12 protein-coding genes and 5 pseudogenes are annotated in these 14,668 nt (G+C 58.8%); 2 read left to right on the forward strand and 15 right to left on the reverse strand.

Annotated elements, in window-relative coordinates; all coding sequences use genetic code 11:
• Nucleotides 1-383 precede the first annotated feature (383 nt).
• Nucleotides 384-878, reverse strand: a pseudogene (locus AC2FLM_RS22845) (IS66 family transposase); the annotation flags it as partial.
• A gap of 57 nt (nt 879-935) precedes the next feature.
• Between AC2FLM_RS22845 and AC2FLM_RS22850 the strand changes: the two are divergent.
• A pseudogene (locus AC2FLM_RS22850) lies at nt 936-1,571 on the forward strand (IS5 family transposase); the annotation flags it as partial.
• 88 nt (nt 1,572-1,659) lie between these two features.
• Here AC2FLM_RS22850 and AC2FLM_RS22855 read toward each other — a convergent pair.
• The 14 genes and pseudogenes from AC2FLM_RS22855 to AC2FLM_RS22920 form a co-directional block, all read right to left on the reverse strand.
• Complete coding sequence (locus tag AC2FLM_RS22855) at nt 1,660-1,920, reverse strand: hypothetical protein (RefSeq protein ID WP_496860076.1); 261 nt, start codon at nt 1,918-1,920, stop codon at nt 1,660-1,662.
• 27 nt (nt 1,921-1,947) lie between these two features.
• Nucleotides 1,948-3,069 (reverse strand): BamA/TamA family outer membrane protein, encoded by a 1,122-nt coding sequence (locus tag AC2FLM_RS22860; protein ID WP_496860077.1) that lies wholly within the window; start codon nt 3,067-3,069, stop codon nt 1,948-1,950.
• Nucleotides 3,070-3,559: 490 nt separating this feature from the next.
• Nucleotides 3,560-4,072: a Mu transposase C-terminal domain-containing protein gene (locus tag AC2FLM_RS22865; protein ID WP_496860112.1), complete on the reverse strand. Its 513-nt coding sequence runs from the start codon at nt 4,070-4,072 to the stop codon at nt 3,560-3,562.
• Nucleotides 4,058-4,459 (reverse strand): annotated as a pseudogene (locus AC2FLM_RS22870) (integrase catalytic domain-containing protein); the annotation flags it as partial. The pseudogene AC2FLM_RS22870 and the gene AC2FLM_RS22865, both read right to left, overlap by 15 nt.
• Before the next feature lie 374 nt (nt 4,460-4,833).
• Nucleotides 4,834-5,865, reverse strand: a pseudogene (locus tag AC2FLM_RS22875) (IS110 family RNA-guided transposase).
• A gap of 110 nt (nt 5,866-5,975) precedes the next feature.
• Nucleotides 5,976-6,733 (reverse strand): IS5 family transposase gene (locus AC2FLM_RS22880; RefSeq protein WP_496860078.1). Its coding sequence is split into 2 segments (ribosomal slippage): nt 5,976-6,409 and nt 6,409-6,733, totalling 759 coding nucleotides; the frame shifts between segments, so codons are not numbered across the junction.
• Nucleotides 6,734-6,838: 105 nt separating this feature from the next.
• Nucleotides 6,839-7,042: pseudogene (locus AC2FLM_RS22885) on the reverse strand (hypothetical protein); the annotation flags it as partial.
• Nucleotides 7,043-7,207: 165 nt separating this feature from the next.
• Entirely contained in the window at nt 7,208-7,843 is a 636-nt protein-coding gene (locus AC2FLM_RS22890) for a helix-turn-helix domain-containing protein (RefSeq protein WP_496860079.1), read from the reverse strand.
• Between the two features lie 136 nt (nt 7,844-7,979).
• Nucleotides 7,980-8,372 (reverse strand): RidA family protein, encoded by a 393-nt coding sequence (locus tag AC2FLM_RS22895; RefSeq protein ID WP_496860080.1) that lies wholly within the window; start codon nt 8,370-8,372, stop codon nt 7,980-7,982.
• A 33-nt stretch (nt 8,373-8,405) separates the two neighbouring features.
• On the reverse strand, nt 8,406-9,674 hold the full coding sequence (locus AC2FLM_RS22900; RefSeq protein ID WP_496860081.1) for an FAD-dependent oxidoreductase: 1,269 nt from the start codon (nt 9,672-9,674) through the stop codon (nt 8,406-8,408).
• A 12-nt stretch (nt 9,675-9,686) separates the two neighbouring features.
• A complete protein-coding gene (locus AC2FLM_RS22905; protein WP_496860082.1) occupies nt 9,687-10,964 on the reverse strand; it encodes a TRAP transporter large permease in 1,278 nt (425 codons plus the stop codon).
• Nucleotides 10,964-11,503 carry a TRAP transporter small permease gene (locus AC2FLM_RS22910; protein ID WP_496860083.1) on the reverse strand — a complete coding sequence of 180 codons (540 nt, stop codon included), beginning with the start codon at nt 11,501-11,503 and terminating at the stop codon, nt 10,964-10,966. The genes AC2FLM_RS22905 and AC2FLM_RS22910 overlap by 1 nt, the downstream gene beginning before the upstream one ends.
• Before the next feature lie 63 nt (nt 11,504-11,566).
• A complete protein-coding gene (dctP, locus tag AC2FLM_RS22915) occupies nt 11,567-12,664 on the reverse strand; it encodes a TRAP transporter substrate-binding protein DctP (protein WP_496860084.1) in 1,098 nt (365 codons plus the stop codon).
• A gap of 231 nt (nt 12,665-12,895) precedes the next feature.
• Nucleotides 12,896-13,357, reverse strand: a complete 462-nt coding sequence (locus AC2FLM_RS22920; protein WP_271422661.1) for an Lrp/AsnC family transcriptional regulator — start codon at nt 13,355-13,357, stop codon at nt 12,896-12,898.
• Between the two features lie 134 nt (nt 13,358-13,491).
• On the opposite strand from AC2FLM_RS22920, the gene AC2FLM_RS22925 reads away from it, so the two are divergent.
• Nucleotides 13,492-14,667 (forward strand): thiolase family protein, encoded by a 1,176-nt coding sequence (locus tag AC2FLM_RS22925; protein WP_496860085.1) that lies wholly within the window; start codon nt 13,492-13,494, stop codon nt 14,665-14,667.
• Nucleotide 14,668: the final 1 nt, after the last annotated feature.

Genomic DNA, 14,668 nt, shown 5'->3' on the forward strand with positions numbered 1-14,668 from the left:
CGAGGGCATCGAGGTTAGCGGTCTCTTCACCCCGGTATGGATCACCGGGACCATGGTCGCCCAGAGTTCGGTTCAGAAGGTCGGCTATGTCGACGGACAGGCCCCGGTCTCCGTGAGTTATTTGATGCGGCCAATTTTGGTCGAGGAGTATGGAAGCTGAGCTTCGGTGCACAGGGCAGATCGTTATCTCGGCATGGCAGGCTAAAATTGGCGTCGAAAGCGTCGCTTCGGTGGCGTCAGAAGGAATCCGGTTGAGACGGGCTGGGCGGTCTCTCATCGTTTAGGTCGCGGTGCGCGGCCTGAATCATGCCAAGAAACTGAAATCAATAGGTCTATAGCGGGTGTCTGTTTGGTGGTAACCGCCCGGTTGTTACCGCGATTGATCAGGCGGCCTGGGCCTGAGCGGAGGCGACCGGGGTCCAGTTCCACGGCAGGAGTTCGTCGAGGCGGTTGATCTTGTGATCGTTGATCCGGTCGAGCACGTCGGCGAGATATGCCTGCGGATCGAGGCCGTTCAGTTTGGCGGTCTTGATGATCGTCATGGCGCGGGCCAGCGTTTCGCCGCCGGTGTTGGCGCCTGCAAAGAGCCAGTTCTTCCGGCCGATGCCGATCGGGCGCAGGGCACGCTCGGCGGCATTGTTGTCGATGGCCACGCGACCATCGGTGAGGAAGAGGCTGAACGGGGCGCGGCGAGCCAGCCCATAGCGGAAAGCGCGGGCGAGGTCGCCTTTGCCGGGGACCCGCGTGAGCTGGCTTTCGGACCAAGCGAAGAAGGCCTCGACCTTTGGCGCGCTGTGCGTCTGGCGCGCGGCAAGGCGGAGCTCGGCGAGCTGCCCGTTGATCTCCCGCTCGATGTCGTAGAGCGCACCGATGCGGTCATCCTTGCGGGTCCACACCATTCAGCTTGGCCGTTTCGATCAGGGTGTATGCGATTGAGCGACCCGATGGCGGAAGAGACGCTGTATGACAGCGAGGCGATGCGTCGCTTCGCCGGGATCGAACTGGGCGACGACCGCATTCCCGACGAGACAACGATCCTCAACTTCCGCCATCTTCTGGAGCGGCACGGGCTGACCGAGGCGATCTTCGCCGAGGTGAATGTCCACCTTGCGGACAAGGATATCACGCTGCGCTCGGGCACGCTGGTGGATGCGACGATCATCGACGCGCCGTCCTCGACCAAGAACAAGGCGGGTGCGCGCGACCCCGAAATGTCATCCACCAAGAAAGGAAACGACTGGTATTTCGGCATGAAGGCACACATTGGCGTCGATGCCGGCAGCGGCGTGACGCACAGCCTCGAGACCTCGACCGCCAAGCTGCACGACAGCCAGGTCTGGGGCGTGATGCGCAAGGCGCCAAGGGGCGGCAGGTTGCATCCCGTCGACGCGCGGATCAATCGCCTGATCGCCATGGTACGCGCCAAGGTCGAGCATCCGTTCCGGGTGATCAAGCGCCAGTTTGGTTACGTGAAGACCCGCTACCGGGGCCTCGCCAAGAACCGCGCCCAGCTCTTCACGCTGTTCGCCCTCGGCAACCTGTTCCTGGTGCGACGAAGGCTGTTGGCATGAGGGACGAGTCCGTCCAGAATCGCCAGATCGGCCCCAAAGCGGGTCACGGAGAGCGAAAAACCGCCCCTCCAGCAGCCGCAAGACCGCTTCACGCGACGAGCGCCCGGTGTTCGGCGAAGCCGAAGGCGTAGTTCAGATGTTCCCTCTCTAGGGCACCTTGCTGTTGCCGCTCCGCGGTTGCCAACAGTGTGCCTTCGACACTGTCAGGCGTTGCGAAACCGCGCTTTCCGTATTGAATGTCGGCAACCGCGCAACTCGGCGAAAGCGCACCCATCATGCTGAAAAGAAGCAGGCAAGATGCGGTGGAAACCCGGCGTATTGCAAAGCTTGATGTCTTGCATGATGACATGAGTTTCTTACCCTTTCCGCAGTGGCCTCAGAATTTTTGTCCCACTGAAAGATACAAAAATTCATCTCCATGATTATTGCGCGCATAGTCGATCGCATAATCCAGCCCGAACTTCTTCGATAGGCGATATCGAAGCCCGGCACCAATAGCTGACCCGCCCAGGTTCAAAGAAAGGCTAGTCAAATCGTTTCCGCCGGCTCCGGCGCCAGCGAACACGACATAGCCAAGGCGCTGGTTGAAGCGTCCCCGGTATTCAACCTGCGCTGATGCGGACCAATCCGCCAGTTGGGAGAGCGCCGAGAACCCGCGCAGACCATCAGCGAATCCCACACCACAGGTATCAAAGAAGGGGGCAGCGCTGCCAGCACCGCATAGCACGGCGTTGAACGCGATCACCCCCGTGGCTCCGATGGGTCGAAACACAGACGCCTCGGCGACCATCTTGGTGTATGATCTGTCGCTGAACGTCAGCCGCCCGCCAAAAACGGAATCTTGTATGTGGCCATAGCTGAGGTCGAGCGCGGCATATGTTCCAGTATGTGGATAAAACGTGTCGTCGCGTGTGTCGTGAACCATGTCGAAGGTTAGACGCGCCAGTTCCACATCCATGTCCGGGCGCAGGAAGCCGGGCAGTGTAATCGACGGGTTCCACGCGATGTTGGATTCGAGGTAGGCCAGTCCCAGCCCCGCCTTGAAGGTCTTGCTGAACCCGTAGTCCAGTCGAATAACGGCGCCGGATACGGATTGCGTCACCGGCAGCGCCAGCGCTCCGACGATCGGCAGGTCATAGTTCAACTCACCTTCGGCGACAAAGGCGCCCAGCGACCAGCGGTCATTGTCGAACACGACGCTGCCGCCAAGACCGTAGGCATAGCTGCCAGTATCGGTTTCGAAATATCCCACCCCGATTCCCGATGGTTTCGATCCGGGCAGACTGAACAGATACCCGGCCCCAAGAGCCAGCCCGTTTCCGATCGTGTCATTGCTGAACGGAATGGGCGCCAGAATGAAGTTACCTTTTCTCAGGCCGACATCGGCGCTGGCGACGGTCTTCACTGGGCCGTTCAGCTGGTTCTTGATCGGGTTTTTCGCGAAAGCAGGGGAGCCAAGGCAGACCGCAAACGCTAGACTTGAAAGCAGACGCACCATTCGTCTGTCCAAGGTTTTCCAATCGCGCCGCTCGGGCTGCTGTGTCTCTGGGGACATTTCCGCCATCTAGAGACCCCACACCCGAGAAGACGACCTCGACAGGGGTTTGCATCCGTCCATTTGCCGGCAAATATTAGCAGGACTGGTTCTCCTGATCATGACTAGTCTGCCTTCCCTATAATTTAGGGTGATATGAATTGACCACCCTTCACCCCTTGATCTAGTTGTAGAAAAATTCTGAACGACGGGCTAGTCCGAGAAGTTGATTGCCCAGTCCTGACCGAACATGTCATTGAATTTGGCATAGTATCAACCCCGGCCTGAAACTTGACTGGCAAGTTTCCGATCTTTGTGACCTTGCTGACGGACAAGTTGATCGGCAGGGTCGCCTGGTCATTGACCCAGTCGTCAGACAGTGTCCGTCGTCAGAGTTTTTCGGAGAGCTGAGGCTGTATCGTAACGGAGGCTCTGGTTCGATTTCTGTTTGAGTTTAGGCGGCAGCAGCTTGGTGCTGCAACCGGCGTTTTCTGATTGTCTGCTTCTTGATCTCCTCTCTCATCTTCAGGATCTTCTCGCCGCGGCCGTGATAGACGTCGGCGGGGGTCAGGTTGGCCAACATGTCGCGGGGATCGTATTTGACCAGCAGCCGCCGGTTGGTCCGTCTGACATCAGCACTGAGCGCGGCAAACCAGTAGCGCATGTCGAAGAGATGGATGCCGGTTGGCCGAAGCGTTCGTTCCTGATCTGACAGGAAGTTGACCCAGAACTGTAGCCGGTCCTCCGGCAGTCGAAGGGGAATGTCGCCTTCATGGTCGTGCCACACCGCCAAAGGTGGACGACTCAAGGAACTGTGGATCGACTGATGGTAGGAGCCGACAATGTCGAGGGCGATATACCTTTCAAGTTCGCGCAAACTCAGGGCTGCGTGCCGCTCGGGATCATACTCGCCGCGATCCTGTTCGTTGCTGAATGTGGTGCCGGGCAGAAGCTGCAGCCGTCCCATTTGCGTGCCGATCAACCGCTCGATATGCCCGCCGAAGCGCGGTGTCCCCGGCGGACGCCAGTCAATGGCAATGCCCGCGTTCTCGCATCCGCGCTTGAAGGCACGGCTTCGGAAATCCGCGCCGTTGTCGACATGTATTCTCTCAGGCAGGCCAGCGACAGGCCAAGGCTTGTCGATCTAGCGTTCCTTCAACCAGGCTGTGTTGTCATAGACAGAATGCAGCAGACACAGGCTGGTCGAAAGGCGCGAAGGCGGGTCCATGGAGAGGTAGAACCCCGTCACCATCCGGGTGAAGACATCCATGGCGAGCGTCAGGCAAGGACGGCCGCCGAAGTCTGGTCGTCGCCACCCTTTAGGACCTTGCGGATTGCATCCGCCCGACGGCATGCCTCCTGCCAGAGCACATCATCGATTTCTTCGGGTAGGGGATCGGACACGGCAATCCAGACTAGGGTCCAGACTTCGGTAACGGGTCCCTGTCAGTCAAGAGATTCCGGTCAAGCGATCTGACCCCGCCGACGGGCTGTTCCTGTTCGGTCGATCCGCCCGGCGTCTCGCGGCTCTTTCGTGAGATCTTTCGGGAACATGCTTCGGTCCGTGGTCAGCCGCGAGGGCTGCCGACATGATGCTGGTTCGATGCAGTTCCGGTGTGCCCATCTCATTGGCGTGCTCAGCGTGGCTGGCGACGGTCTAGACCACGACATCACTGGAACCGCGTCCCTTCGGGACCTCGGGAGCCTGCAATCAGGCAGGCGAAGCGGTCAGGCCCAATTGGTCGGCGCAGCCTCCATCCTGAAGGTCGTTCCATCAACCCAGATACGATGCAACACGACAGCAATGCGGCGGGCCAAGGCAACCATCGCACGTTTCCTACCGCGGCGTTTGGCAACATAAGATGCCCATGTCCGAAGTGCGTTGCCACGCCCGCGATTCAGCATGGCCGTGGCTGCCTGACACAGGGCACGCCTGAGGTTCACATCTCCTGCCTTGGTGATGCCGCCTGAGACATCCCGCTCTCCAGATTGGCTGCGAGAGGGTGTCAGACCAACCCAAGGACCGACATTCTTCGATGATCGGAAGCGCTACGGGTCATCGACGGCGGATCGGTAGGTGAGTGCGACGACGGCTCCGACGCCCGGCATGGTCATCAAGCGCAGGCAGACTGGGTCTTCGCAAGCCATCTGCCGGACCAGCTTCTCCAGCCCTGCCAGTTCCTGGCGCAAGGCCGAGCGAACGCGCAGCATGGGTTCCGTTGCGGCTTCGAGCATCGTGTTTCCTTCGACCAGTTCCCAGATCCGCGCCTCGAACCTGCCGCGCGAGATAGCACCCACCTTGAGCCTGAAGTTCCGAAGCAGCCCGCGCAGCGACATCTCCAAAGCGATCATGCTCCCTTGGACGGCCTTGCGCGCCGCCAGAATCGCGCGCACCTCTTGGGCGGAGACCGACTTGCAGTGGACCGGTCGGAACCAGCCGAGGTGCAACAGGCGCGCGATCCCTTCCGCATCGCGCCTGTCGGTTTTGATGGGCATGGCCTTTAGCGCGCCCTTCACCTGCCGGGTTTCCATCAGAACGGCAGGCAGGCGGATCTCCATCATCGCACGGTGCAACCATTGCGACAGCGGACCAGCTTCGAGACCGATCGCTTCAACGACGCCTTCGAGCCCTTTAAGCAAGCTGATCAGCGGCTCCGGTTCGCTGACAACCTCCATCTCTTCCATAATCTTTCCATGCTCCGTGAGCACGCAGACCGCAGTCTTCGCTAGCGATACGTCCAGCCCAACAAACAGCTTCATCCCATCATCCTCCATAAAAATTTGGTGCGGGAACGACAGCTGCACGCGCGACATCCGGCAAGCGGTAACGGTCGTGAAGTGTCCGACCCGTTACGGCATCTCATTGAATTTCATAGCCAGAACAGAACGGTTTCGGCGAGCATGATTGCGGAGAAGAACGTTTCCGGGCGGCGGTCGTATCGGGTTGCGACGCGTCGCCAATACTTGAGCCTGCCGAACATGATCTCGATGCGGTTGCGCCTTTTGTAGCGCCGCTTGTCGTATTTCACTGCCTTCTTACGTGACTTTCGGCCCGGGATGCAGACCTTTATCCCCTTGTGTTTCAACGTTTCTCTGAACCAATCGGCATCATAGCCCCTGTCGGCCAGCAGCCAGCCCGCTTTTGGCAAGCTGCCCAGCAACGCCAATGCGCCGGTGTAATCGCTGACCTGACCGGCGGACATGAAGAACCCGATTGGGCGCCCCTTGGCATCCGCGACGGCGTGCAGCTTGGTGTTCATGCCGCCCTTGGTGCGACCGATCTGGCGCCCACGCCCCCCTTTTTCACGCACAGGCTCGATGCCGTTCGGTGTGCCTCGAGATAGGTCGCGTCGATCATGATCGTCTTATTCTCGGCGCTTTCGGCGGCCAGGCCGACCATGATCTGAGCGAAAACGCCGTTTTCGCTCCAACGCTTCCAGCGGTTGTAAAGGGTCTTCGCCGGGCCGTATTCCTTTGGCGCATCACACCAGCGCAAGCCATTGCGGTTGATGAAGATTATGCCGCTCAGGACGCGGCGATCATCGACGCGGGGCTTGCCATGGCTCTTGGGAAAGAACGGCTTCAGGCGCTCCATTTGGGCATCCGTCGGCCAGTAAAGGTTGCTCATCGATCGGGTCTCCTTACGGAGCCTGAATCATGCCAAAAGACCAAAATCAATGGGTCTGGAGCCTAACAAAATCAGCCTGATAAGAGTTGTTCAGATCGGACCACTTATCAGCGGTGCGAATTTCACCACCCAGCGGTTCAGCGTCGCGTGATCGACTGTGACGCCTCGCTCGGCGAGGATCTCCTCCAGATCGCGGTAGGAAACGGCGTAGCGAACATAGAAGCACACCGCAAGCAAGATCACCGACTTCGGATAGTGCACGCCCTTGAAATCAATCACCCCGCATACTCCCTGCCAAGCACTTGACATGACTGGTAGATCAGGCCCAGCAGTTGAACTGAAAAATTTGCGACACTACCGTCTGGAATACGTGCCAGTACGAGCGCGCCATCAAACGCCCTGATTGGGATCGGCCGAAAAACCATATGCGCCACATTGCCCCAATCGCACACGCCCATATCCTGCTAAATGACCTTAAATGACAGTCTTGTCGTCACTTTCGAACGCAACCTGACCCGCGCAAATACAAAGTATTTCGGCGTCTTCATCGGACCCCGATACGTATGCGTGACCCATGGTGCTATCGAGGTAAGCATACTCTCCCACGTTCAATACAACGGTTGCATAGAATTCGCTGTGCAGCTCGACCGTGCCTCGTAAAACATAAATGAATTCCTCGCCATCATGGCGGACGAGTTCACCGAACTCGGCGATAGACCCCGCCTTTATCCTGACCAGCACTGGCAGCAGGCGCTTCGTCTTCAGACTGGAGCACAAGTAGCGGTGTTCGTAATTTTTGGTGTCCAACAAGTCATATTCATCGGGCCGGCCGACGACCTGCCATCCAGTCGGCCGTGGACCTTCGTTGGACTCTGGGATGGTCTCGCCAAACATCGCGCTGACCGGAATGGACAGCCCTGCCGCCAGCCTCAGAATGACGTCATAAGTCGGCGAAACACCCCCGTTTTCGATCTTTGATATGGTCGAAGCAGAAACCGATGATCGCGTTGCCAATTCGGTCAGAGTCAAATTGCGAGCTTTGCGCTTCGCTTTGAGACGTTGTCCGAAGGTCTCTTCCTCGGGGAGCGTTTCCCTTGCCGAAACATTCATGGTTTCTCCTTCAGGCATAGATGCTTGGCCTCGAGATATATGGTATTGTGCAGATGTCGGGGGAACAAGCAGCAGTAAAACCGCTTTTTTCTTGCGCGGGCTTGCACTCCACTGGATGCCGGTATGGTCGGGCCGACTATTCCTTGGGCTTGAATACCGTAACCTCTATCTCCACTCTTGCGTCGGGTAACATCAACTCAGAGCAAACCGTCGAACGCGCCGGCGGGTACTCCGAAAAGAATTCTGCGTAGACCGTATTGAAGGGGGAAAAATCGCCGGCGTCGGTCAGCCAGACTGTCGCCCGTACCACATCTGACAACTGAGCATCCAGGTTCTGCAGGAACGCTTCGATCAACGTCAGGCACTGACGCGTTTGCGGAGCGATGCCGCCCGCAACGATCTTGCCGTCGGAACCGAATGCAAGCTGGCCGGACAGAAAAATGAAATCACCTGCGCGGACCGCCTTTGACAGCGGCACCGGAGTTCCATCTGCAAGGGTGACCGCGCCTCCAAGTGTTTCGATTGTCATTTAGCGCCCCTACGATTGGCATTGGATGGAGTGTCAGAACCGGTCAGGTCCGTAATCGGACACCGGGAGAGCGGGCAGTCGTCCTGCGATAAGGTCGCTGACAGCACGCGACGTGCCGCTGGCCGTGGTCCAGCCGAGATACCCGTGACCCGTGTTCAGATAAAGGTTTCGGGGGCCTTGCTGACCGATGATCGGCAAGCAATCCGGCGTCATCGGCCGATGCCCGCACCATGTCGTGAGCGGCTCTGCCCCTTCGACAAGTTCACGTACGCTCGGGTATGTTGCAAAGGCCGCGCGGCGCAGGTTTTCAATGCGCGCCGGATTGATTTCGGGTGAGTACCCACCGAATTCGGCGGAGCCGACAAAGCGTATCCGATCCCCAAATGGTGTCAGTCCGATATGCTGTGCATCGTCCACCACAGGGATTTTCGGCGAGCCGTTCCACCCTGTCACGTCATAGGTCACCGAATAGCCTTTGACCGGTTTGATCGGCAGCCGAAGACCCAGCTTTTGACCAAGCGCGGCACTCCAGAAACCTGCGGCAAGCACAACGGCGTCGGCGGCATGGCGTGTCTTGTCGGTGACCACGGCGCTGATCATGTCGCCGGAAAGCTCGATGTCGGTGACCGTCTCGCCATAGCAAAGACCGGCCCCTTCGGCGCTCAGATGATCGGACAAAGAAGCGCAGAACTGGTGTGCATCGCCGTGCTGGTCATCTTTGTAATAGAAGCCTCCGGCCAGCCGGTCTTTGATATCGGTCAGGGCAGGTTCCAACCGCACCAGATCGGCTGGCGAACACGTTGTGACATCAACCCCGGCACTTCCGACGATCCCATTGGCGATCTCCGCATTCCTGAAACTTGCGGAATCGCGGTACATCATGATTGTGCCCAGTCCGCCCCGGTCCATCGGGGGATTGAGGGTTTCGCGCAGGGCATCGTACTGGTCCAGAGCATAGTGGCTCAGCCGTGCATTGCGTTGGATGGTTTGCCGAAACCGGGAAGGCGTGGAGTTTCGAACGAAACTCAGCCCCCACCTTATGTATTGCGGAATTGCCGAGGTCTTGACGTAGATCGCCGATGACGGGTTGCCGATCGAGGACAGAAGCACCTTGAAGATTCCTGGTGAATTCCAGGGGGCGGCATGGCTGGGGGTGATCAGCCCGCCATTCGCAAAACTGGTTTCAAGCGCAGGCCCCTCGCGGCGCTCGACCACGGTGACATCCATGCCCTCCCGCTTCAGAAAAAAGGCAGTTTGAAGCCCCGCGAGTCCGGCCCCGATGACGACGACTTTCTTGGTCATGTCAGATTTCCCTTAGTCGAGCAGCGAGGGCAGCCAAAGCGACAGCGAAGGAACAAAGGCCAGCAAGAGTATCGAGGCGATCACCGCGACGAAGAACGGAATTGCCGCAACGACGACGCGCTCCGTCGGAACTTCTGCGATTTTCGCAGCCGTCAGCAGCGTCATCCCAACCGGCGGCGTGATGTTCGACACGTTCAGCGTGACAATCATGATGATCGCGAAATGCAGGCTGTCAAAGCCCAGCCCTACCATGGTGGGGTGCAGGATCGGACCGACCACGACCAGTGCGGGCAGCACGTCCATGACAGTACCCAGCAGGATAAGAAACGCGATGACGAGGAGCAACTGTACGGTTTGGCTATCGGACACTCCCGAGATGATATCGGCTGCATCCCGTGCGAGGCCCGAGCGAACGACAAACCATGACAGAACCGCAGAAGCCGCCAGCAGAAAGAACACGACGCCGGAAAACCGGATGGTCACAACCATGGCATCCCATACCTTCGCCCAACTCAGGCGGCGATACAGCAAGGCACCAACCAGCAGCGTGTAGACAGCGGCAAAGGCAGATGCCTCGGTGACGGTGGTCAGGCCTGACAGTATGCCGCCGAGAATAACGATGGGGACCATCAGCGCAGGCAGCGAGACTACAAAGGCCATGAATGCAGCAAAAAGCGCGGTGGGCTCGTGCTGAGGGAAGCCCTTGCGCCATGCCAGAAATATGCTGACCGCGAGCATGGAGCCTGCCATCAGGATACCGGGGATGATGCCGGCGGCGAACAGGTCGATCACCGAAACGTCACGCAGGATAGTCGCATAGACGACCATGATGATGCTTGGCGGGATGATCGGCCCGATGATCGACGAACAGGCCGTGACGGCCGCGCTGTACTCGGCCGAATAGCCTTCTTCCTTCATGGCGGGAATGAGAATACGGCCGATGGATACCGTATCAGTCACAGCGGCCCCCGTCAGCCCGGCAAAGAACACGCTGACCGTGACGTTCACATGACTCAATGCCCCACGGATGCGCCCGAACAGCGCATTGTTGAAGGCAATCAGCCGCTCGGTCAGGCTGGCATGGCTCATCAGCTCGGACGTGAAGATGAAATAGGGGACGGCAATAAGCACGAAGGAAGAAACGCCCGAAAACATCTTGTCAGGCACAATGATCAGGTAGTGCAGCCCACCCAGTGACAGAGCGCCGGCTCCGCCCGCGAAGACCATCACAAGACCGACCGGGGCACCGATCAGCAGCATCACGACGAAAACCGAAACAACGATTGGCATCAGCGTAGCTCCACTTTTTGAGCGGCTTCCTGGCTGCTGACGGGAAAGTCCATCTCATGCGGGGACGTCTCCTCGATCAACGCGCGCCCGGCGGCGAGATGGACCAGCATGATCGCCCCCGTGACCGGCAGGCTTGCTGTTACCCAACGCTGCGAGAACTGGATCTGGTCACTGATCATGACCAGTTGATCGGACTCGACGGTGTACTGTATTCCGTAGACCAGCAGAACAAGGCCCAGAACGCCAATTGCCGCAATCGTCATCACTTGCAGAACGGAGCGGAGAAACGCCGGCATCGCATTGGTAACCAGCTTCATGGCGACATGCTCGCCGCCGCGAAAGGCGACAGTGATCGAGAGCAGCGCGATCCAGGGGACAAACTGCCGGGCTAGCGAATAGGTCCAACTCAACGCGTCACCGACAATTACCTGATAGAGTGCTCCGGAAAAGGAAATGCATAGCATGGAAACCAGAATCGCGGCGCAAACAGCGGTGACGATCACGTTGAGACGCATGCTGAAATGTGCAAGCCAAGACATTTGGTGCTCCGATGCTCAAATACGCGCAGCCCGGGAGCATGTCCGGGCTGCGCTCATCCCGGATCAGTCTGCGTAGAGGCCGATGCTGGTTTCTTTCTCGGTGGCAGAGATGCGTGCCACTTCCGCCCAAAGCTCATCGACCAGTGCCGGGTCCACTCCGAAATCGCCGGTGACCCACTCACGCCATGCGGGGCGCGCAATCTCGGCCATCTTGGTCCGCTCGGAAGCAGGCAGGACATAGCATTCGTCAAACAGCTTGCAGCTTTCCGTCCATCCGTTGATGGCCTGCAGTGCCGCGATGCCGTGGCCGATCTTCACCGCTTCGCGGGCCGCGACGGCAATCGCCTCCTGATACTCTTTTGGCAGCGATTGGAACCACTTGTCGCTGACCACGAAAGTCGTCGAGTTGTAGACGTGGCCGCTGAGCGTGGTGTAATCGGTAACTTCATAAAGCTTGTAGGCGGTCGAGATGCCCGGAGCATTGAACTGACCATCTGCAAGGCCCGTGGACAGTGCGGTATGGACCTCGCCCCAAGGCAGCGGTGTGGCCGAGGCGCCGAGCGCCTTCATGATCGCGACATGTGCCGGGTTTTCCTCGACACGGATCTTTAGACCTGCCAGGTCTTCGACGGTCTTCACCAGCCGCTGGTTGGTCGTCAGGGCGACAAATCCGCCCCCGTCGTCGAACGTCCCCAGATAACGCAGCCCGCTTTCCTCGATTGCCCCTTTCATGAAATTCGCGTGCCAATCGCCATCGAAATAGGCGCGGGCTGTGAGGTAATCATTGAACAGGAACGGAGAGGTGACGATCTGATAGTCGGAAAAGAACGAAGACATCGCCCCCGACGACATCACCGTCGCCTGCATGGTGCGTCCGGATTGGGTCTGCTTTCCGGATTCCACTTCGTTCCCCAACTGGCTGCCGGCAAAGATCTGCACGTCGATGGCCCCGCCGGTGGCGCTTTCCACCAGGGCTTCGAAATGCAGCAGGCTGGGTTGCACTTCATTGCTCAGCGGGTCTTCGGGGTAGAGGTGTCCGATGATCATTTCATAGTCAGCTGCATGGGCCGTGCTTGCAAGCAATAGCGCAGCAGCCCCGGCCTGGGCTGTCTTGCGGGCAATCCGTAACGCTGTGAAGCCAGCGATAATATTTGTCGGCATATTGTGTTCCTCCCGGTCTATGTCGCTCGTCGCTCTGTGCGGTGGGTAGATCTGGTGTTGCCGCCCTCGAATCCTTTCGGACCGGCAACATGGACACCATGATAGAAAATAATTTTTCAGATAGTCAATAATTTTCATATAGTAAAAAGTATGCGCGATAGCGAAAAAGGGCACGACGGCAATCGGAGGCGCGGTCAGGGGCACCAGATGGCCGGGTGTTGACGCGGCGCATCAGATCGGCAGGGCGGTCGTCTTCTTGACGACGTCCAGAATGACCGAACTTTCCATTTCCTGAACTCCGGGCAGCGAGACGAGCTTGTCCTGAACAAGCGCGTGATAGTGGTCAATGTCGCGCACCACGATATGAAGGTGATAGTCGAAGCCCCCCAGGAGCAGCACTGCATACTGGATTTCCGGAATGGCGCGGATCGCGCGGCGGAAGGCTTCAAGCCCCGCCCGGTCATGTTTGTTCAGTTTGACCCGCGCCACGACAAGCGCGTTAAAGCCAAGCCGTCTGCGATCCAGATCGACGGTCTTGCCCCTGATGATCCCCGCCTCCTGCAGCTGGATGATCCGTCTTGAGCAAGGCGACTGAGAAATGCCGACCTGCTCGGCGATTTCGGTTACGGTTTTGGAGCCATCGGCCTGCATCGCGCGAAGGATACGCATGTCTGTTTCATCTATTTTCAGCATGATTCAGCCCATATTGGAAGTATTTTCGTCTTTCTCATGCTCGAATTTAGAAATTTTGTCCATCCTTTGGGAAAAACAGCCGAAAGACTCATGCAATATTGCGCCCGAATTTGAACTCGACTGGGAGAATGAAGATGGCAGAGGTTGTGATCTGTAGCGCAAAGCGCACGCCGATGGGCGGGTTTCAGGGAGAGTTCGGCGGTATCGGAGCCACTGATCTGGGCGCGATCGCAATTCGCGCCGCAATTGCCGACGCAGGGATTGCAGGTGATGACGTTGACGAAACCATCATGGGCATCGTGCTTTCGGCCGGCGTCGGTCAGGCCCCTGCACGTCAGGCCTGCCTCGGCGCTGGCCTGCCCTTGTCGACGCCGGCAACCGCAATAAGCAAGGTCTGCGGCTCTGGTATGCAGGCGGTGATCCAGGGCTGTAACCAGATTTCCTCCGGGTTCAGCCGGTTTGTCGTGGCGGGCGGCATGGAGAGCATGTCCAATGCCCCCTACCTCTCTCCAAACACCCGCTCGGGTGCACGTCTTGGACATGTGAGGATGCTGGATCACATGTTTTTCGACGGGTTGGAGGACGCCTATGAAGGTGGCCTGATGGGCAGTTTTGCCGAAAACTGCGCCCGGAAATACGAATTCTCACGCGAGGCGCAAGATGCCTATGCAATCGCCTCGCTCAACCGGGCTCTGGCCGCCACGGATGACGGGGTATTCACCGCCGAAATCGCGCCTGTGACGATCAAGACGCGCAGCGGCGAACAGACAATCCGAACTGACGAACAGCCGCGCAATGCCCGCCCCGACAAGATCCCGCAGCTGAAGCCCGCATTCGCCAAGGATGGCACGGTTACGGCGGCGAACGCCTCTTCAATTTCGGATGGCGCCGCGGCCTTGGTTCTGGCATCGCGCGACGCTGCCGCGGCGAAAGCGCTGTCGGTGCGGGCGCGGATCGTAGGGTTTTCTGGCCATGCGCAGGAGCCCGGCTGGTTCACAACGGCCCCGGTCGCGGCCACACGAAAGCTGTTGGACCGGATCGGCTGGACCATTGCCGATGTTGATCTCTGGGAGGTAAACGAGGCCTTTGCTGTGGTGGCCATGGCGTTCATGCGGGATCTCGATATCGACCATGAGACGTTGAACGTAAACGGTGGCGCCTGTGCCTTGGGCCATCCCATCGGCGCCTCGGGCGCGCGCATCCTCGTCACGCTTCTGCATGCGCTGGAACAGCGCGATCTGAAACGCGGGGTCGCCGCAATCTGCATCGGGGGCGGCGAGGCCCTGGCGGTCGCCATCGAGAGGGAGTGAT

Source organism: Ruegeria sp. SAZD011, from assembly GCF_059612545.1.